The sequence below is a fragment of the Pseudoalteromonas pernae genome, from assembly GCF_039831865.1.
Lineage (GTDB): Bacteria > Pseudomonadota > Gammaproteobacteria > Enterobacterales > Alteromonadaceae > Pseudoalteromonas > Pseudoalteromonas pernae.
In genome coordinates, this window is the sequence record NZ_JBDODM010000009.1 from 78,850 (window position 1) to 96,946 (window position 18,097).

The window sequence follows — 18,097 nt, forward strand, 5'->3', positions numbered from 1 at the left end:
TCTGGGGAATATTGTGAAAAATCACTAAGAATTGGTTGCGGGAGCCGGATGTGAACGCGACACGCCGTGGCGACGACCGTAGGTCGAACAATGATAATTCTGGGGAATATTGTGAAAAATCACTAAGAATTGGTTGCGGGAGCCGGATTTGAACCGACGACCTTCGGGTTATGAGCCCGACGAGCTACCAGGCTGCTCCATCCCGCGCCAGTAGACTGAAGGTTTATTTTTAACTTCTAACCGAACAAAAAGAAGTTGGTTGCGGGAGCCGGATTTGAACCGACGACCTTCGGGTTATGAGCCCGACGAGCTACCAGGCTGCTCCATCCCGCGCCAGTAGACTGAAGGTTTATTTTTGACTTCTAACCGAACAAAAAGAAGTTGGTTGCGGGAGCCGGATTTGAACCGACGACCTTCGGGTTATGAGCCCGACGAGCTACCAGGCTGCTCCATCCCGCGCCAGTAGACTTTCATTGCGTGTCAGAATGCTTCTTAAAGAGGCCCCTGCTGCAACGAGAGCGCCATAATATAGCAAAAGATTAAAAATGCAAGTTTAAATGCCAACAACCGTTCTAGATGGCTACTTTTCAACCACACCTAGTGCATTTTAGTCGTGGTGAGAGCGCTGATGGGGGTTGATCATCTTCTGCCATTCCCAATCGGGGTGACCCATGACGATGAAGTCTGGGTTTTCAGTTGATTCTCTTTGGTTGTAAGTCAGTGGATTAAATTCTGCATCGGTAATGCAACCACCCGCTTCTTCCACAATAATTTGCGAGGCGCCAGTATCCCACTCGCCTGTAGGGCCAATGCGCATAAAGCAATCCGCCTTTCCTTCGGCAATAATGCAGGCTTTGAGTGAACAAGAACCTAAAGGTACGGTATCAAACGTCGTGTTGAGATACTGACTAACCGCTTCGAGCTTTTGCCTGCGACTGACCGCTAGGGTTAACCCGGCCGGCTGAGCAACACTGATTTTCTCTGTGCCCTGTTCAGTTTTTTTGAACGCGCCATGTTGGTAAGTGGCATAGTAAGTAATGTTTTTCGACGGCCAGTGAATCACACCTAATACTGGGCGATTATTTTCGACTAGGGCAATGTTCACAGCAAAGTCGCCACTTTCTAAAATAAACTCACCAGTGCCATCCATAGGATCTAACAACCAATAACGCTGCCAGTGTTGCCTATCTGCCAGTGCGGGGATCGGTGTTTCTTCTGACATGATAGGAATGTCTGGCGCAAGCGCCTGCAAGCCCGCGACCAAAACCTCATTCGACGCCAAGTCGGCTTTAGTGACAGGTGTATCATCTGATTTAACTTGGCGGCCAATATCAGGCTTCTGATAGATGGCCATAATTGCCATTCCGGCTTGCTCTGCCAGTTCAATGCATGGCTGTAAGAATGCTTGCAACTTCGTCCCCTTACTTCCTAGCCCCAACGACTGAATGAATGCCTTGTGTTATACCAACTTGGTATCTAACTGAATGTTGTAATTAATAATAGCAAAGCTGCGACACTTCGTGCTTCGGTGAAGTCCGGCTCTTGTAATAATTGTGACCATTGTGAAATAGGCCAATACACAACTTCCAATGGCTCCGGCTCATCCCCGTCCAAACGCTCAGGGTATAAATCTTTGGCCGTAATTATGTGCATGTGCGCATTAAAGTAACTGGGTGCAAGTGACACTTGCTTCAGCACTTCCATACTCTTGGCTCCTAAACCAACTTCTTCTTTGAGCTCACGATTCGCTGCTTGCTCTGGGCTTTCGCCAGGATCAATTAACCCCTTCGGAAAGCCAAGTTGGTAGTCGTGGGTACCGGCACAATACTCTCGAACTAACACGAGCTCATCATTTTCAGTAACAGGCACTATCATGACGGCACCGCGTCCACCACCACGAATACGCTCGTATTGTCTCAGTTCGCCGTTTGAAAATTGCAAATCGAGCGCTTCCACAGTGAACAACCGACTTTGCGCTGTGACCTTACTTTCAAGAATTTCTGGTGGAGTTTGCTGCTTTTTCTGTGTCATGGTCACGACTTTGTTATTATCACCTTGTACTCATCATAATTGTTTTATCAGGAAAATCCTATGCCGAATTGGGCCAATATCGATACTGTATTATTAGACATGGATGGCACCTTGCTCGACCTGCATTTTGACAACCACTTTTGGTTGCACGTTGTGCCACAAGCCTATGCGAAAAAGCATCAACTCAGTCTAGAAGATGCAAACACACACATGCTGAAAAAATATGAAGCCGTGCAAGGGCAATTACAGTGGTATTGCTTGGATTATTGGCAGCAAGAGTTACAGTTACCAATTATGGAACTCAAAAGAGAAATTCAGCATCTTATTTCAATTCGAGAAGATGCTATTGTCTTTCTTAATGCGCTAAAAGCTGCTGGCAAAGAGTTAATTCTATTGACGAACGCACATCGGGATAGCTTGAGTTTAAAAGTAGAGCTCACGGAATTAGACATGTATCTCGACAAGTTGATTTCAACTCACGATTACGGTGTTAGTAAAGAGCAGCAAAACTTGTGGCAGCAAGTTGAAGTAGACCTGAAATTTGATAGAACACGCACTTTATTTGTGGATGACAGTGCGGCCGTACTAGCTGCCGCCAAAGAGTTTGGCATTGGACATTTATTGGCAGTAGCGAACCCAGACAGCAAGCAACCAACGCGCATACTATCTGGGTATGAAAACATCACGGATTACCGTGACATTCTACCTATCTGACCAGACGGCTATTTAGGCAGGGTAACGTTGTTGAAGGCCCTGATATACAAGGTGAGCGAAGTCTGGATTCTCAGTGTCTAGGCTCTTCACCACTTCAACAAGGTGTTCGTTGTCTTCTTGGCCGTTCCACACTTTGATGTAGGTACCCTCTTTGTAACCGTTATCTTGGCGGAAGAAGTTCAAAGTGTTCTTACCAACGTAGCCACGGTATAAATCATCAACATCCATACCAATTTGCTGCATACAACCAGCGAATGCACCTGCATTAAATGTTTTGTCATTAACTGCACTTGCAGCCAAGACTTCAAGCGTGGCTTTAAAGTCTTGTGCGGTAACAGGCGCTAGCATTTCTTGCTCTAACTGAGCTGCCAAATCTGAAAATGATGTTTCACCGTCAATACGTAGGCTCAATCCAAAGTGAAAAATATCCACCAGCTCTAAGATCACTTGCTCGGTGTCAGGTGTTTGCTTTTTCCACCATTTCCAACCGTAGTGGTCAAGCATCTCTGCACACTCAACCCAAATAGCTCGGTACCATTCAAAGCCTTGCTCAAACCACTGCTCATGGACCTTAGTATTCATTGCATGCTGCATTTCTAGCATGATGGCGATTTTTTTAGCTGCGCTGGACATGTATTTTCTCTTTTTTGTGCTCAATACTGACTATCATACCGTTATCTGTGCAGGGATTGAAAGATTATCCGCGATCGTCCGTTCTTGTAGTTCGTAACCTTAATAATATGCAGAGATTTATATGCTCAAAACTATTTTAAAAACACTCTTTGTTGGTTCTGCGCTTATGCTGAGCAGCCAATTTAGCCAAGCAGCAACCATCACTAACATTAGTGACTCAGCTGAGCAAGTGAGTCCCCTCTTACCTGGGCTGATTATTCCTGACAGCACTTTAAAAAATACCAAAGGTAAGCAAGTTTCAATTAAAGATATCGTCAGTAAGAAGCCCACTATTTTGGTGGTGTATCGCGGCGGATGGTGTCCCTATTGTTCGAAGCAACTGGCTAATATTCAAAAGGTTGAACAACAACTTGTAGCAAAGGGCTTTCAAATCATCGCTGTTTCACCAGACAGTCCAGAAAAGCTCAGTGAAAGCACAATTTCATCGGCCAATTACCAATTACTGTCTGACGACCAGTTAAGCTTTTCACAAGACCTAGGGTTGGCGTTTTATCTTGAAGATAAAGTGGCAGAAATATACAGAAATAAGTTGGGCGTGAATTTCGTCACCCTTGATGGCGAAGAAAAAGTAGCGCTACCAGTCCCAGCGGTCTTTGTGCTTGATACGCAAGGGCGTGTGCACTTCCAATATGCAAATCCGAATTACAAGGTACGTTTAAGTGAGCAGCTATTGCTTGCGGCGGCAGACTCAGTGCAATAAAAAAAGGAGCTCTCGCTCCTTTTTTCATATAGTGATTATCTAAGTCGATAATCGCACACGTCTTCAGTCACATAACGGGTGTCAAATGGCGAACCCGTAGTGAATTCAAAACGCATATCCTCAAGGTTGAAGATAGGGTGTGGATGCTCTTGAATCCAGCGGTGCGTAGCGCGACAGATCCCTTCCAGCTTGTGCAAACGGAAAGTATCCACCACCACGACAGCATTACCCTGCTCCAAATAACTGCGCTGAATATTTTCAGCCCAATCAGTATGACCGAAGTTGTTGCGCAGATAAAAAGTCAGGTCAGTATCATCCACTTCTTTGGGGCCGACATCAGGTGCTTGTCTCGCTTTATGAGCAAACTGCGCAAGCGATAATTGCTCTTGCACAACTTGTTCGCGATAGCCAGCTGGACATGCTTGCGTTGTTAAAGTCACCTTCCCTGATGGGCTAATACACTTGCTCAGCTTCTTCTCATTCGCATTAGCGCTGAAAGCTGAAATCATAGCTACAAAAATCACAATCCAATAGTGCATCGTTATTCTCTTTATATTAGGCACAGCGGCAATTTTGCCAAAACAGACACAAGTAAACAAGTGTTGTTAAAATGTTACAGTTTTTTGGCTAATTTCTAGCGATTTTCTAGACGATTATAGTCAAACAATCCATATTCTATGCCTTTGTAATCTTTAGCAACTTTGTGGAGCGCATCACTGTAACGCCAAAAATCAGCGTGTGTTCGCCTAATTGCAAATTGATCTTTCAGCAGTCGATAATCATCCTCGGTGCGTATTTTTTTCATTGCACTAACAAATGCATCTAGCTCGGTAGCATCCATAACCCATAATGCCTCTGGGTAATCGCCGATAAAACCGGGTACCACCAGCGCTTTATCTTCTTTGTAAGCTCTTTGCGCTTCCTCACGCAGCAGGCTACTGATATTAAAGTGCGCATTGTGGTGTACCAAGGTAAATGCCAGCGCTGATGCGTTAGGGTCTTCGCTATTTTGCACCAAGATGTAGCTCACTTGGGGCAGTAAATTAACTGCCTGACTCGGCAGTCGATTAAGCTGCTGCAGAGGCTGAGGTACACTTTGATAGTCGTAGCGTTTACTCATAACAGGCTCTAGCTTGTTGGCTAACTTGTTGAGTAACTCTTGTTTTGGATTGTCCGACTGATATTCAATACCCGTTGGTTGATTAAAACGGATCTCAGAATCTTTTAGGAACTCCACCAAGCTTTTCGGGGACTGTCGGTACCAATAAGCACGCAATGCTGTACGCTCTTGTTGTGGTAATAGCGATAAAAAGTTGTCTTCCCCTTCCATACGCAAGAAGTCCATGTACAACCGAGTAATAAGCTGATGCCCTACATTGCCGTAGACGTCAAATCCAGCCACCAACAGATAGTGAATTCGCTCAAACAAGGAGTAATCAAGGATCCATGCAGTTTTTGGTTGCTCGCCCACCCAACCTTTGACCACAGTCGCACTGTTGAAATGGCGGAAGATGGTCAAAGCGGCATTGTTGTTATAGCCTTCACCTTGCCAAATAATATCTTCGGTTAGCCCTTCACCACCGGCAAATACCTTATTTGCGAGCTGTGCTTTGGCCTCAAGGAATTCACTTTGTTTAGTCGCATACTTAACCCAGCTAGAGATAGGCAAGGCATTCGAGTCTTCCTGCGCTGGCATGTCTAACATATCTTCATGACGATTTAAAAAATGTTCAAACTGCTCACTGCCTATAAATTTTGGATCAACAAACGCAACCCAAAACTGATCGTTAATCACATTGAGTGCTATTTGCCCACGACAGACAGGGCCTTGAATAAAGCCACGGATAATGAGTTCGGCTTCATCCAACATAAACTGGTATCGCGATTGCACCGGTAGTTGCGCAAACACTTTAAAAGGGTTCGAGGCGATAGCGATGTCGTAGCCCGGTAATGACGTCACTTTAAATGCTGGTGCGATAAACTGCTGCGTTAGGCGTGACAGTTTGTCGTCATTTAGTGCCAGAGGAATATTGGTCTTCGCCAATACGGTGCTGTGACTTGGCCATAGGCGATAATAAACACGCGCTACTTTCGGATCTTCATAGGGCCTGCGCGTTGCGATCACTTCAATAGGCTCACCCGGCGGCGTAGCTGAACGCACCAGTTTAAAAAATTGACCTTGGTCGACGTTATCGAAATAGATATTGGCAAGATACCAATGCTCATAGATGTAGCGCGCACTCAAGCGAGTTTTAAGGCTGTCTTGGTTTAAGAACGACTCCCATTTATCTACTTCACTTTGCAAAGCTGCACTGACCGACTGTTGCTGCGGCATCTGTGCACCTTGCTGCAACCATTGGGTCAGCACGGCCATTTCTGTACTGCTTATAGCAGGTAAACCATACGGCATTCCCGCAAGCGGGTTATCTTGTGCGAAGTCATCAAACTCTGCAATCGTTGGGCAACTTTGGTCTCTGTCGAGGCTAAAGTCGAAATCATCAGGTAAAATAGCTTGGCTCGGTAATGGATGTGCTTGTTTTAGTGCCAAAGACTGATACATCACGCTGGCGACTAAGTTGGCATGGGCGGATTGTTCACGCTCATTTAAAACGGGTGAAAAGCCCTTCTCTCGCCACTGTCCAGTCGTCTGTGCGTCAATAAATAAACGACTTGGCTCGCTGGCAAGCAAACGCGTGCCATCATAAACTAGTTCTTTAGACAGGCCCCGCTCAATCCCCTCAGGGGATGAGAGTTTCAGTTGGCACGGCGCATCATAACAGCCATGACAAACAACACAGCGGTTGTCTATCACTGGCTTAACTTGGTTGTGGAAAAAACTTTGCTGCTCTGCAGATACATCGATTTGCCGATTTTGCACCTGCTCTTGTCCAAACAAACTATCGTACTTTTGGGCACCAAAGACGGCACACCCGGTACAAAGCAAGAGCGCAAAGAGCCAACCAAGTTTATTCATCCTCGTCTCCCAAATCGAATGTCGGCATCATCTCCAATTGAGGCGACACAAAGCTTTGCCCATCTTCACATTCAACAACCGCGGCAAGCAAAGGTCCGCGCGTCAATGTAAGCATAGCGTGATGCGCTTGCTCCGGCACTTGCAACGTCTGTGCGCTTAACTGATACACAGGCAATTGCAAACTCACAGATTGATCTTCCGGTGGGTTCTGACACAAATGCGCCAACAAGTTTTCATCAAGTTCCACTTCAAGCAATAAATCCGGCTCGTTCATATCTCTTGTATACAAACTCTCATCGAGTATGAACAGTGGCAAACTCAGTACTGCACCTTGTGATAATTCCACTTAAAACCTCAAATAGGATCGTTAACTTGTTTTAATCATACCAAAAATTGTTTTAATTTTGGCTGATATTGTGTCTAGATAAGGTATATTTAGTGAAGCGTGTGCTATCAAATCAAGATGTTATGCGTTTGGCAAACAGGGCATAAGACGTACTATGCCTGCATTAATTAGGGAAGGAATTACACCATGACTGTGTTTTTGATCATTCTGGTAGTTATCGCCATAGGCGCAATAATTATCTTCAATACCTTGGTTCAGTATAAAAATGAATACCAAAACGCGTTTGCTCAAATCGATGTGCAGTTGCATCGTCGCCATGATTTGATCCCTAACCTTGTTGCCACCGCAAAGGCCTATCTGGACCATGAGCAAAAAACACTGACTGCAGTGATTGAAGCAAGGAACCAAGCGGTCAGTGCATTAAAAGCACTTAAAGGCGATGGAATTAATGCTGCGGCTCTGGCGAACCTAGCCAGCTCCGAAGGGGCATTAACCAGCGCATTAGGCGCCTTGCAGATCAGCATTGAAGATTACCCTGAACTCAAAGCTGACAGCACCATGGCAAGCCTAAGTGAAGATCTAACCAGTACCGAGAACCGTATCGCCTTCGCACGACAGGCATACAATGACTCGGTCATGCAGTACAACAGCTACAAGCAAAGCTTCCCACCGTTAATCGTTGCTAAAATGACGGGCCATATTACCGATGCACCATTGCTTGAACTAGACGACCCGCAAACTCAACGCCAAGCGCCAAAAGTATCATTTAACTAAGGTGCAAAACTTTCTCGCCCACCAGCGCCAAGCGCGGCGTAAAACTTGGTTGCTGGTGACGTTATTTGTGCTCGCCGTGACATCACTCATCGCCTTGGCTCATTGGCCAATTTTGTGGTTTATGGAAATCTACGGTACCGACCCGCATACCTTGTTCTACCAAGGCAGACAACAGAGCGAAACGGTTTACGGTTTTCACCTTGGCATCGCCTTAACTATCGCCTGTATCATTGGTGCTGCGGTACTTTATAAGTATTTTCAGTTGCGCCGCGGTGGACATGTGATTGCAGGCCAACTCGGTGGCGAACAAGTGCAAAGTAATTGTTATGACCCGCTTGAACGACAACTTCTCAATGTTGTTGAAGAGGTCGCAATTGCCGCACGCATGCCTGTCCCTGGGGTGTACATTCTCAAACAGCAACCCAGTATTAATGCATTTGCAGCGGGATATCATAGCCACGACAGTATTATCGCCGTTACCCAAGGCGCCCTTACCCAACTCACTCGGGATCAGCTCCAAGCGGTCGTTGCCCATGAATTCAGCCATATACGCCATGGTGATGTGCGTTTAAATGTACGCATGAGCGCCTTACTGTTCGGTATAACCTTTATTGGCCAAAGCGGTGAAGCGCTGCTTTACAGTGCCATGAACGCCTCTAAAAGAGTGCGAACGAAAGGAGATGGCGCTGGTTTCACCATTGTTTTGGGGCTAGTGCTGACCGTGTTTGGTTGGCTTGGTACTCAATTGGGCGACCTCATCAAAGCAATGGTGTGCCGTCAGCGCGAATTTCTTGCGGATGCGGGTTCGGCTGAGCTGACTCGCTCTCCCTATGAGTTGGCCGACGCACTGCTGGTGATTGCTGGCAGCCCAAGGAAAAACACGCTAAGACAAAATAATGCCCATCAATACAGTCACTTATTTTTCTCTAATGCGCTGAGCCCGTGGTTTTCATGGTTTAGTACTCATCCACCGTTGGCAAAACGCATAAAAGCCTTAGATCCTTCATGGGATGGCACCATAGTTGAACGTCCTCGCACAGCCGTCGTCCCTGAAGCGATGGCCGCACACGCACATTCGCAATTGCAGGCCCAATATCATGCGAAAAATCCTGAGAACAGGTTAAAACTCGAAGGAATAGACAATGTGCTGGGCTACCTAGCACATGAGCCCATTGACGCAAAGTGGTTAGTGATGTTGCTATGTTTACATGACGACTGGGCTATAAGAGAAAAACAACTGCGCCAAGTCATTCAGATGCCCGGTGTCGATACCTTTAAGTTCGATCAGGCCGAATCAGCCCTTAGTACCTTAGCACTCAAGAAAAAGTTTATGCTGCTAGAAGTCGCTATCGGCGCATTGCGGTGTTTACCGAAAACTGAGCAAAAACGATTCGTGGAATCACTTGAAGCGTTTGTGAAATCGAGCGATGAATGGCAACTTCAAGCATGGGCATTTTATGAATTAACCACACACGCTTTGGTCGGGATTAGCGATAAAAAAGCGGTTGCCTTAAGTAAACCTTTAATTGTCTCGGCATGTGAGCAACTGCTTGGGGCATTAGCTAGCTTTGGCCACAAAGAACATAATGAACAGCAAGCAGCATTACACGCAGCAGCAGAAGCATTGCAACTACCGCTTACATACACCGACCAAGCACAATGCCAACTCATTAGGCTGCACCGTGCCTTATTGATTCTAAAATCTTTGCCCAGTGCTAAAAAGCAAGCACTGATGGAAGCATGTGAGCTATGTGTAACACACGATGGTGAGGTCAATGAAGACGAACAAGTGTTATTGCACACACTCGCCGCCTGTTTCGATGTGGACTATCGGGTGTTTACTTCATCACCAAGGTAATTGCTCACCATTGGCATGCCAAAATCCACCGGAGTTATCTAATGTGAGTTCTTGGATCCTCTGACTAATACCCTGTGCTGCAACTGTTGGCGTAACATCTCCTGCAAATCCCACCATCCGGGTTTGCACAAATCCCGGATGGAACAAGCCTACAGCTATACCTTTGTCTTTTAGCTCATGAGCCAGGCTCACCGATGCAGCATTCAGTGCCGCTTTAGACATGCGGTAGCCGATATAACCGCCCGAGCCATTATCGGCAATAGAGCCCATTCTCGAGGTGATCATCGCAACTTTTGCATTGGGAGTTAATTGATGTTGCAGTGCGTGAGTAACGCGCAGAGGTGCCAGTGCGTTGATGGCAATTTGCTGCTCAATCGCCGCGAAATCCATATTAGCAAGCGTCTCATTATGAAACACGCCAGCATTATTGATAAGCAAATCGATTGGTGTTGTCAGTTGCTCAGCGAGTCGATGGACATCGTCGGCATTACTGACATCAATGCCGGTGACAACCGAAATGCCCAATGAGGCTAATTCGTCACTGCTGTTGCGCACAACCGCAGTCACTTGGCAGCCTTGGTTAACATAGTGCTTTGCCAATTCAAGGCCAATACCGCGGTTAGCGCCGGTGATCACAACATGCTGTGTCATTTTATTCCCTTTCACTTTCGGTTTAAGTACTTCCAGAGTTGGGGATCAATTTCAAAAATTAAACTAATTGTTCAATTTTATGATCGAAAATACAGCCCCCTGCGGATCGGTAATGACGCTAAATCGCCCTACCTCTGGTACATCGATAGGCTGCACACATACCTCGGCACCTAAAGATACGGCTAGCTCTGTACGTTTGTCGCAGTCATCAACAGCAAAGTACACCATCCAGTGAGATGGTATATCATCAGGCCACTGTTCATTCATTGCCAACATACCACCGACCACTTGGTCTTGGTCTTTGAATAAGGTGTATTGCATGCCATCCATGGGTTTATCTTCGGTCTGTAAGCCCAACAAATCGCAATAGAAATCTGCACAAGCATCGGGGTCACGTGTCGCCAACTCAAACCAACAAGGTGTGTTCTCTTCATCTTTGCGTTGCGAACCCTTGTGGCCTTTGCCTTGCCACAAAGCAATCATGGCTCCAGCAGGATCGCACAGCAACACCATTTCACCGGCCCCAGGAATTTCATGGGGACCATGAACAATGGTGGCACCTAACTCTTTGGCTTTAGCAGTCATGGCTTTGATATCGTCTACTGCAATATAACTCAGCCAATAACTCGGGACACCTTGAGCTTGTTGATCAGCAGGCATTTGATACATGGCTGCTATATCAAGATTTTGCTTTTGCAGCATGGTGTAAAATAGCCCATCACCGATAGGCTGGTCTTCTGCAGTCCAAGAAAGTAAATCACTATAAAAGGACTTTCCTCCCTTCCAATCTGTAGAACACAACTCCACCCAACAAAAATGGCCTTGTGGATAATTAGCATTTGCCATGATGTTCAACCCATTTTTCTTTTTTATAACCATAGCTTAACTAAAAACAAAACGCCTGTTAATTACAGTCTACGGCAGACTCGACAATCTTATTGAGAATTATTCTCAAAAAGATGTTGACGAAACCCTAAGTCTAATTGATAATCAATCTCAACAAGGCGAATGAATCTGTTTCCTCATTGTTTTGTTAACACATATTTGTTTCATGACCCTGAAACACGTTTGGCGTCCGTAAGACGCTTGGTTGGTGGCAACACTCCTCAACGCCCCTTGATTCGGTCGCGCCGCCAACCTAATACACTTTATTTGCTACATTGCTCATATCGGTGACGGTAGATATGAAAACAAAAAAGCCCTAACGGGCTTTTTTTATATCTGAAAATTGCGATTAGTTATTCACACTATCGACGATTTTTTCTCGCACGCGCGCGACGTTGACGCTTTTCTTCTTCTTTAGCTGCCTTTTTCGCTTCTGCTGCCGCGCGAAGTTCCGCCACCATCACCTCTTCTTGCTCACGCATTTGTGGTGTTTCCATAGTGATGCGACCTATTACGGCATCTCTGAGCTCATTAATCAGGATCTCAGAAAACTTGTGTAGGTCCACCTGGTTACCACCGCGAATGCAACCACGCTTCTTACCTGCTGCCAACATAAAGTCATAATCATGCTCGGGCAATGGATCGACTTTATAGCGCTCTACCAATAACTGTGGATACGCTTGTAATAAGTATTCAGCGGTGTAACTGGCGACATCTTCATATTCAATTGCGGTATCACGGATAGCGCCAGTTGCAGCTAAGCGATAACCCGAGTTTTCATTTTCTACCTTAGGCCACAACATCCCAGGCGTATCATAAAGCATAATACCTTCATCAATTTTAATACGCTGTTGTGCCTTGGTAACGGCAGGTTCATTTCCGGTTTTTGCGACAATACGCCCGGCAAGCGTATTGATCAGTGTCGATTTTCCCACGTTTGGGATGCCCATGATCATGGCTTTGATTTGTTTGTCAGCACCGACTTTATGCGGTACGAGCTTCTTACACAAATCCACGATTTTACTTACCTGAGCCGCTTTGTCATGCTCCAGTGGTAACGCTTTAACGCCGCTCTCTTGCTCTAGGTACTGCATCCACTGCGTGGTCATGCTCGGATCTGCTAAGTCTGCTTTATTGAGGATTTTTATGACCGGTTTGTCACCACGCAAAGCGCCCACCATTGGGTTTTCGCTGCTGTAAGGAATTCGCGCGTCCAACACCTCAATAATCACATCCATTTGCGGCATGATTTCTTTGATTTCGTTCCGCGCCTTGTTCATATGGCCTGGGAACCATTGAATGCCTGCTCTACTCATTTGATTGATAGCCTTTGTTTAGTTTCGCACCGGTGATACTCATAATGACTTGGAACTACAAGACTCCAGCCATAACTTGATATTGTACACCATGCACGGCGCCTGTTTCACTGACTTTACTTTGCCCATGAAATTTGTCGCGCTATTTGAGTAATCGCGCACAAAGACAGGTAAATGTGTATACTGCCCGCTTTACCTACCCTATCCGGAGTTGTTATGGCGCTGAAGGCCACCATCATAAAAGCACGTCTTAATATTAGTGATATGAATCGCCATCATTATCAAGAATACCCCATGACTGTTGCGCAACATCCTTCGGAAACGGAGCAGCGTTTAATGATTCGCTTACTGGCATTCGCGCTTAACGCCAGTGAGGAATTGCAGTTTACCAAGGGTTTATGTGCTGAAGATGAACCTGAATTATGGGTACGTGAACTTGATGACAGTATTAGCCTGTGGATTGATTTAGGTCTACCTGAAGAAAAGCGCATTAAAAAAGCATGTACGCAGGCCAAGCAAGTAGTTCTGTATACCTATGGTGAAAATAACCAATCAATTTGGTGGCAAAAAAATCAACAAAAGTTAAGCCAGTACAAAAACCTTACCATTGTCAGCCTGGCTTATGAACAAACTCAACAGCTTGCGGCGATGGCGTCACGTAGTGTTGACCTTACAATTACCATCGAAGACAACGAAGTATGGGTCAGCAATAACGAGCAAACACTACAAATTACCTTGACCTCATTACTCGCTCAAGGCTAAATAGCCTGATACGGGAACAAATAGCCTTTAAGGATAGCTATGATAAAAAAGGTCGTGGTATTACATGGTTTGTATATGTCAGGGTTTGTAATGCACCCGTTGTGTGCACGCTTAAAAAAGCACGGCTATGACATACTCAACTTGTCCTACAACACCTTGAATCCCGATACTGATGTTATTTTCGGACGCATTAACGAATTCATCGGCGAAGACGAATGTGCGTTCGTATGCCACTCTATGGGCGGGCTTATTGCCAGACGCTATCTCAGCCACGAGTCTCCTCAAGTCGCCAAGGTCAAAAAAGTTTTCACTCTTGGTACGCCACACAAAGGTGCGCAAATAGCCCGACACATGGAACAAAAAGGTATGAAAGGGCTGCTCAAAAACAGCCTAGAATACTTGGTTAGCGACAATCACGACTGGCCTTTCACCGCCAAGCTCTATAGCATTGCTGGCGATCTTCCTATTGGCATTTTGCCACTACTAGAGCATGGCAAACCATCGGACGGCACGGTTATGGTCGATGAGACTAAACTTAAAGGAATGGCGCAGCACAAAGTGTTTCACTTGAGCCACACCAGTCTTATTTATTCGCGCAAAGTTGTCGACTACATACTCGATGAGTTACAGAGCAATTAGCTCTCTGCTGCTGCAGCTATTTTGTATGAAACAAAGGCGATAATGCCAACGATTAGCGGAATAGGCGCCGCAATAATGCCAAAGGCGTCTGAGTTTGCATAGCTAGCCCCTGCCAAATGACCCACTAAGCCGATGACAAAAGTTAAAACGGCAATGACGCAAACAGTGATTTCTGCTTTTTTTGATTTATTCATAACCACATCTCCTCATGTTGATAGACTGATTATGGCGCTCACAAGCGGTTAAACTTTGCGCTAAATCAACTTTCATAGTGCAAATACAATGCACCGATTTCACCTTTGCGATAGATCAAGATTTAATCACTCCACGGTTGTTTTTGGCATACATCATGCCCATGTATTAACTGATATGTACGAAACAAATCGGTTTAAGTGATAACCAACATCGATTTTATCCGCTTGTTATCAGTGAGCTATGAGCCATACTGGTGAACATAAACAAACGCAAAGGAGACAGCTATGTCGCAAGTAAATGCAATTGGATTGGATACAAGTGAAACGCAAAACATCATTGAAGAACTGAACCGTCTACTCAGTTGCTATCAAATTCAGTACATGAATGCTCGAGGTTTCCATTGGAATATTAAAGGCCGCGACTTTTTTGAGTTGCACCTCAAATTTGAAGAAATCTACAACCTGCTTTTAGAAAAAGTGGATGAGATTGCTGAGCGCATTTTAACTTTGGGTGGCGAACCTCTGCATGCGTTTTCAGATTATATTGAGCTCAGCCAAATTAACGAGGCGAAGAATATCAGTGACGGTGCTCAAGCTGTGCAGAATCTTTTAAGTGGCTACAGCACACTCATCCGAATGCAACGCACCATTTTGAATGACGCTGGTGACAATGAGGACGAAGGCACTGCTGCATTGATGAGTGACTACATCAAAGAGCAAGAAAAGCTGGTGTGGATGTTAAAAGCATACATCGACTAGTTATTCTTTGCGACAAAGCTGCGGGTATACCCGCAGCTTTCAATTCAGTCTCTACAAAGGAGGAGTGCATGACCAAAACATACAGAACTGAGCATGACAGCATGGGAGAATTACAAGTTCCTGCTGACGCTATGTATCAAGCGCAGACACAGCGTGCTGTAAATAATTTTACGATTAGTTCTCTGGTTATGCCGACCTCATTTATTAGGGCACTTGCGCACGTTAAACGTGCTGCTGCAAAGACCAATAATAAACTCGGATATTTAGACAGTCAGCGCTTTGTGGCTATCAGTAAAGCATGCAGCGAAATTATCAATGGGCAGCACCTTGAGCAATTCCCTGTAGATGTATTTCAAACAGGATCAGGCACCAGTTCTAACATGAATGCCAATGAGGTCATTGCTACTCGCGCCAGCGAAATCCTTGGTGAGAAGGTGCACCCCAATGACCATGTAAATATGGGGCAAAGCTCCAATGACGTCATCCCCACAACGATTCATGTGAGTGCAGCGATAGCGATTGAACAATCGCTGCAACCAGCATTGGATCACTTGCTCAGTGTCATCGAAGCAAAAATCGAACAAATAGGTGAGCATGTAAAAACAGGGCGCACCCATTTAATGGATGCAATGCCGATTACCTTCGCGCAAAGTATGTCTGCATGGCGCGAGCAGGTGGCCAAAGCCAAACACCATATACACGCTAGCGCATCGCAGTTAAACCAACTGGCTCAAGGAGGAACAGCTGTTGGCACAGGCATCAATGCCGATCCTCGCTTCGCTGAGCTGTTTGCCCATGAGTTGTCGCAACAAACGAATGTCTGCTTTATGCCCGCTGATAACCTATTTTTTCAAATAGCTACGCAAGATACTGCGGTGGCGGTATCAGGGCAGCTGAAAACATTAGCGGTCGCGTTAATGAAAATAGCGAACGATCTTCGATGGATGAACTCTGGGCCATTATCCGGATTAGGTGAAATCGAGCTAGAAGCACTGCAACCCGGCTCTTCAATTATGCCGGGGAAAGTAAACCCGGTTATTCCTGAAGCCACTGCGATGGCCGCAGCCCAAGTGATAGGCAATGATGCAACTATCACCGTTGCCGGACAATCTGGTAATTTCGAACTGAATGTTATGCTGCCAGTCGTTGCTTACAACTTACTACAAAGTATTGAAATACTGACCAATACCAGTATCGCCCTAGCAGACAAAGCCATTGCCAGCTTTAGAGTTAACGAGCACAACCTAACCCATTCATTAGCAAAGAATCCTATTTTGGTAACTGCGTTGAATCCGGTTATAGGCTATGAAAAGGCAGCAGCAATAGCGAAAAAAGCATATGCCGAACAAAAGTCCATTTTAAACGTCGCGGCAGCAGAAACAGATATTGACTATCAGGAACTCAAAGTGTTGCTCGATCCAACAAAACTTACCCAAGGCGGTATTAATAGTTAGCCCTTTATTTGCAATGAAATTGGCGCATTGATGAAATGTTTGTATGATGGTTATTAACATCAACTAGATTATAAGAATTATGCGCCTAACATTAATTGCCATTGCCACACTCGCGTTGAGTGCGTGCAATAACACTGAAGAAACCAAAGCTGACGCTACACAATATGCCGAACCTCAAAAGGTCGAAATAGGTAGTCCAAAGCCGGCACCTAAACCGACTGAAAACCAACAAAGCGTACGTGATAAAAAGCTCGAGATGGGTGATATAGAAGTCACAGCAACTGCTGAGTCAATTCGTGCTGGCTATAAAAGCATTCATGACTTAACCGAAGACAAATCTTGCGACACAAGCGAGCAGTGTAAGGTACTTGCAGTCGGAAGCCGTGCCTGTGGAGGCGCCAATGAATACGTTGTGTACTCCACAAAAACGACCGACTCAGCAAAGGTGGAGCAATTAGCTGAAACCTTGACGGCACAAGAGCATCAATACAATTTAACATCTGGCATGGTGAGTATTTGCCAGCACTTAATTCGTCCAGCAACACAGTGCCAACAGTCGCAATGCGTCAAAATTGCTGGTTCTTCAACCTCAGTCTACTAGGCAGTTCAATAGCCCAATAGGCTCAACGCTGCTGAAATGACGATAATAGCCAAGATACATATCAACGCTTTGATTATGAATTTTGGCTTCATTTCCTGACGATACCACTGGAAGTAAAGAAACTTTGCGAAGTAAGTTCCGGCTACCCCGAACAGTGCAAACACTAACACGTATGCCGCTAATACAAACAAATCAACCTCAACCACTACTGCAACAAAGCATCTAAACAATTCTGCTAGTTATTCTAACGTAAATCCAGTTAAGTCTCAGGGTCAATTTGGCTCACGAACGCAGATTTACAGTGCCAGCTCAATTTTTGGTTATAAATCAGAACGTTAAACGCCAGAAAGCAAAAAACCCGCTGCATTACTGCAACGGGTTTCTTTAATTCGGAGTCGGGGCGCCTAGCCTGGTGATGGCCCGGCTTACGGCCTGAGGCCTCCAGCGTTCAAGCGGATGAAGTAAAACTCTTTACTTCATTATTTCCGCTTTCTCCCTACTTTCACATGGCAAATGCCACACTATCATCGACGCTGTTCCGTTTCACTTCTGAGTTCTGCATGGGCGGGGCTGGCCTTCCAGTCTGGTGGGTCCTGAACGCAAAAAACCCGCTGCATTGCTGCAACGGGTTTCTTTAATTAGGAGCCTGGTGATGACCTACTTTCACATGGCAAATGCCACACTATCATCGGCGCAGTTCCGTTTCACTTCTGAGTTCGGCATGGGGTCAGGTGGGTCCAGAACGC

At 45.6% G+C, this 18,097-nt stretch carries 19 protein-coding genes, 3 tRNA genes and 1 rRNA gene; 9 read left to right on the plus strand and 14 right to left on the minus strand.

Features of this window, described 5'->3' with window-relative positions; translation table 11 throughout:
- Positions 1–130 precede the first annotated feature (130 nt).
- The 5 genes from V1358_RS17220 to nudE all read right to left on the minus strand — a co-directional run bounded on the left by V1358_RS17220 (position 131) and on the right by nudE (position 2,031).
- Positions 131–207 (minus strand) — tRNA-Met (locus tag V1358_RS17220).
- A 49-nt stretch (positions 208–256) separates the two neighbouring features.
- Positions 257–333, minus strand: a tRNA-Met gene (locus tag V1358_RS17225).
- 49 nt (positions 334–382) lie between these two features.
- Positions 383–459: transfer RNA gene (locus V1358_RS17230), tRNA-Met, on the minus strand.
- Positions 460–607: 148 nt separating this feature from the next.
- Complete coding sequence (gene cysQ / locus V1358_RS17235) at positions 608–1,411, minus strand: 3'(2'),5'-bisphosphate nucleotidase CysQ (RefSeq protein ID WP_347391925.1); 804 nt, start codon at positions 1,409–1,411, stop codon at positions 608–610.
- A gap of 65 nt (positions 1,412–1,476) precedes the next feature.
- Positions 1,477–2,031: an ADP compounds hydrolase NudE gene (gene nudE / locus V1358_RS17240; protein ID WP_347394320.1), complete on the minus strand. Its 555-nt coding sequence runs from the start codon at positions 2,029–2,031 to the stop codon at positions 1,477–1,479.
- 60 nt (positions 2,032–2,091) lie between these two features.
- Here nudE and yrfG point away from each other — a divergent pair, with 60 nt between their 5' ends.
- Entirely contained in the window at positions 2,092–2,745 is a 654-nt protein-coding gene (yrfG, locus tag V1358_RS17245; RefSeq protein ID WP_347394321.1) for a GMP/IMP nucleotidase, read from the plus strand.
- A 12-nt stretch (positions 2,746–2,757) separates the two neighbouring features.
- Here the strand turns inward: yrfG and V1358_RS17250 are convergent, their stop codons facing one another.
- Positions 2,758–3,378: a dUTP diphosphatase gene (locus V1358_RS17250; protein WP_347391922.1), complete on the minus strand. Its 621-nt coding sequence runs from the start codon at positions 3,376–3,378 to the stop codon at positions 2,758–2,760.
- A 121-nt stretch (positions 3,379–3,499) separates the two neighbouring features.
- Between V1358_RS17250 and V1358_RS17255 the strand changes: the two genes are divergently transcribed.
- The gene (locus tag V1358_RS17255) at positions 3,500–4,138 is read left to right on the plus strand and encodes a peroxiredoxin-like family protein (RefSeq protein WP_347394322.1); all 639 of its coding nucleotides are present in this window, start codon (positions 3,500–3,502) and stop codon (positions 4,136–4,138) included.
- A gap of 35 nt (positions 4,139–4,173) precedes the next feature.
- Here the strand turns inward: V1358_RS17255 and V1358_RS17260 are convergent, their stop codons facing one another.
- The 3 genes from V1358_RS17260 to V1358_RS17270 all read right to left on the minus strand — a co-directional run bounded on the left by V1358_RS17260 (position 4,174) and on the right by V1358_RS17270 (position 7,458).
- Positions 4,174–4,677: a hypothetical protein gene (locus tag V1358_RS17260; RefSeq protein WP_347394323.1), complete on the minus strand. Its 504-nt coding sequence runs from the start codon at positions 4,675–4,677 to the stop codon at positions 4,174–4,176.
- 95 nt (positions 4,678–4,772) lie between these two features.
- A complete protein-coding gene (locus tag V1358_RS17265; protein ID WP_347394324.1) occupies positions 4,773–7,112 on the minus strand; it encodes a fatty acid cis/trans isomerase in 2,340 nt (779 codons plus the stop codon).
- On the minus strand, positions 7,105–7,458 hold the full coding sequence (locus V1358_RS17270) for a hypothetical protein (protein WP_347394325.1): 354 nt from the start codon (positions 7,456–7,458) through the stop codon (positions 7,105–7,107). Before V1358_RS17270 ends, V1358_RS17265 begins: the two co-directional genes overlap by 8 nt.
- 186 nt (positions 7,459–7,644) lie before the next feature.
- Here V1358_RS17270 and V1358_RS17275 point away from each other — a divergent pair, with 186 nt between their 5' ends.
- Together V1358_RS17275 and V1358_RS17280 are read left to right on the plus strand one after the other, a co-directional pair.
- The gene (locus tag V1358_RS17275; RefSeq protein ID WP_347391917.1) at positions 7,645–8,232 is read left to right on the plus strand and encodes a LemA family protein; all 588 of its coding nucleotides are present in this window, start codon (positions 7,645–7,647) and stop codon (positions 8,230–8,232) included.
- Between the two features lies 1 nt (position 8,233).
- Complete coding sequence (locus tag V1358_RS17280) at positions 8,234–10,090, plus strand: M48 family metallopeptidase (RefSeq protein ID WP_347394326.1); 1,857 nt, start codon at positions 8,234–8,236, stop codon at positions 10,088–10,090.
- On the opposite strand, the gene V1358_RS17285 is transcribed toward V1358_RS17280, so the two are convergent.
- The 3 genes from V1358_RS17285 to ylqF form a co-directional block, all read right to left on the minus strand.
- Positions 10,079–10,741, minus strand: a complete 663-nt coding sequence (locus V1358_RS17285; protein WP_347394327.1) for an SDR family oxidoreductase — start codon at positions 10,739–10,741, stop codon at positions 10,079–10,081. The genes V1358_RS17280 and V1358_RS17285 overlap by 12 nt on opposite strands.
- Before the next feature lie 63 nt (positions 10,742–10,804).
- Positions 10,805–11,587: a VOC family protein gene (locus V1358_RS17290; protein ID WP_347394328.1), complete on the minus strand. Its 783-nt coding sequence runs from the start codon at positions 11,585–11,587 to the stop codon at positions 10,805–10,807.
- A 401-nt stretch (positions 11,588–11,988) separates the two neighbouring features.
- Positions 11,989–12,942, minus strand: coding sequence for a ribosome biogenesis GTPase YlqF (ylqF, locus tag V1358_RS17295; protein WP_347394329.1), 954 nt, complete (start codon positions 12,940–12,942; stop codon positions 11,989–11,991).
- A gap of 216 nt (positions 12,943–13,158) precedes the next feature.
- On the opposite strand from ylqF, the gene V1358_RS17300 reads away from it, so the two are divergent.
- Together V1358_RS17300 and V1358_RS17305 are read left to right on the plus strand one after the other, a co-directional pair.
- Entirely contained in the window at positions 13,159–13,704 is a 546-nt protein-coding gene (locus V1358_RS17300) for a YaeQ family protein (protein ID WP_347394330.1), read from the plus strand.
- A gap of 39 nt (positions 13,705–13,743) precedes the next feature.
- Entirely contained in the window at positions 13,744–14,343 is a 600-nt protein-coding gene (locus V1358_RS17305) for a PGAP1-like alpha/beta domain-containing protein (RefSeq protein WP_347394331.1), read from the plus strand.
- Here the strand turns inward: V1358_RS17305 and V1358_RS17310 are convergent.
- Positions 14,340–14,537: a hypothetical protein gene (locus V1358_RS17310; protein ID WP_347391910.1), complete on the minus strand. Its 198-nt coding sequence runs from the start codon at positions 14,535–14,537 to the stop codon at positions 14,340–14,342. The genes V1358_RS17305 and V1358_RS17310 overlap by 4 nt on opposite strands.
- A gap of 285 nt (positions 14,538–14,822) precedes the next feature.
- On the opposite strand from V1358_RS17310, the gene V1358_RS17315 reads away from it, so the two are divergent.
- The 3 genes from V1358_RS17315 to V1358_RS17325 all read left to right on the plus strand — a co-directional run bounded on the left by V1358_RS17315 (position 14,823) and on the right by V1358_RS17325 (position 17,351).
- Positions 14,823–15,296, plus strand: a complete 474-nt coding sequence (locus V1358_RS17315) for a Dps family protein (protein WP_347391909.1) — start codon at positions 14,823–14,825, stop codon at positions 15,294–15,296.
- A 68-nt stretch (positions 15,297–15,364) separates the two neighbouring features.
- Positions 15,365–16,750 (plus strand): class II fumarate hydratase, encoded by a 1,386-nt coding sequence (locus V1358_RS17320; RefSeq protein ID WP_347394332.1) that lies wholly within the window; start codon positions 15,365–15,367, stop codon positions 16,748–16,750.
- Between the two features lie 79 nt (positions 16,751–16,829).
- On the plus strand, positions 16,830–17,351 hold the full coding sequence (locus tag V1358_RS17325; RefSeq protein ID WP_347394333.1) for a hypothetical protein: 522 nt from the start codon (positions 16,830–16,832) through the stop codon (positions 17,349–17,351).
- Between the two features lie 644 nt (positions 17,352–17,995).
- On the opposite strand, the gene rrf is transcribed toward V1358_RS17325, so the two are convergent.
- A 5S ribosomal RNA gene (gene rrf / locus V1358_RS17330) occupies positions 17,996–18,097 on the minus strand; the annotation flags it as partial.